Here is a 757-nt window from a genome sequence, read left to right as displayed (position 1 = left end):
GCATGGTTCAGGTCCATGTGCCAGCAATGGTGTGGAAGTTCGAGTCTTCTCCTGGGCACCAGAATTCCAAAAAAAAGATATCCAAATTATTGGATATCTTTTTTTTATGTCTCAATATTCGATTATATTGCTGGGTACGTAACCCAATGATGCTGTAGCCTGATTCTGATATTATTTATGTTAAAATATTCTGTTTGCGATTTAAAATAATCAACAGTATTACTGTAAAAATTCATTTGGTTGCAAAAAAATGAAGTAGCATCAAACACATATCATAATATAATAAAGTACAAAATTATCTATAAAACAATTATTATAGATTATAAAAACTTTTAACAGAGATACTTAATTTTTATTTAAAGCGTATTAAATAAAAAATAATAGGCTTCACGATAACCAGCTAATGTGGAAAAATAAAAAATTTTCCGACTAGGATGAATGCAAGACGGATTTGAAGTACTATATTTTTACAATTTATATTTTAATTAAGCATTAGATACAGATAATTAATTAAGTGTCTTGGAATTTTGTAGGTATTATCAAGCTGAACAAACTTCCCTTTGATAATCAATCTCAGCCAATCCATAAAGATAATACTCTTGACAATTGCTCTTGAGAATATATAATGCACAACTTCTCTGATGTGACTCACAGCGCTTAGTGTTGTGAAAGAAGCCCAGGTGGCGGAATTGGTAGACGCGCATGGTTCAGGTCCATGTGCCAGCAATGGTGTGGAAGTTCGAGTCTTCTCCTGGGC

At 32.5% G+C, this 757-nt stretch carries 1 tRNA gene; it reads left to right on the top strand.

What is annotated here, in order from left to right:
• Window positions 1-674: 674 nt before the first annotated feature.
• A tRNA-Leu gene (locus J3U64_RS09925) sits at window positions 675-757 on the top strand.

The sequence above is a fragment of the Snodgrassella sp. B3800 genome (genome assembly GCF_026535865.1).
Taxonomy (GTDB): domain Bacteria; phylum Pseudomonadota; class Gammaproteobacteria; order Burkholderiales; family Neisseriaceae; genus Snodgrassella; species Snodgrassella alvi_E.
This window is presented reverse-complemented; position numbering and strand designations above follow the sequence as displayed.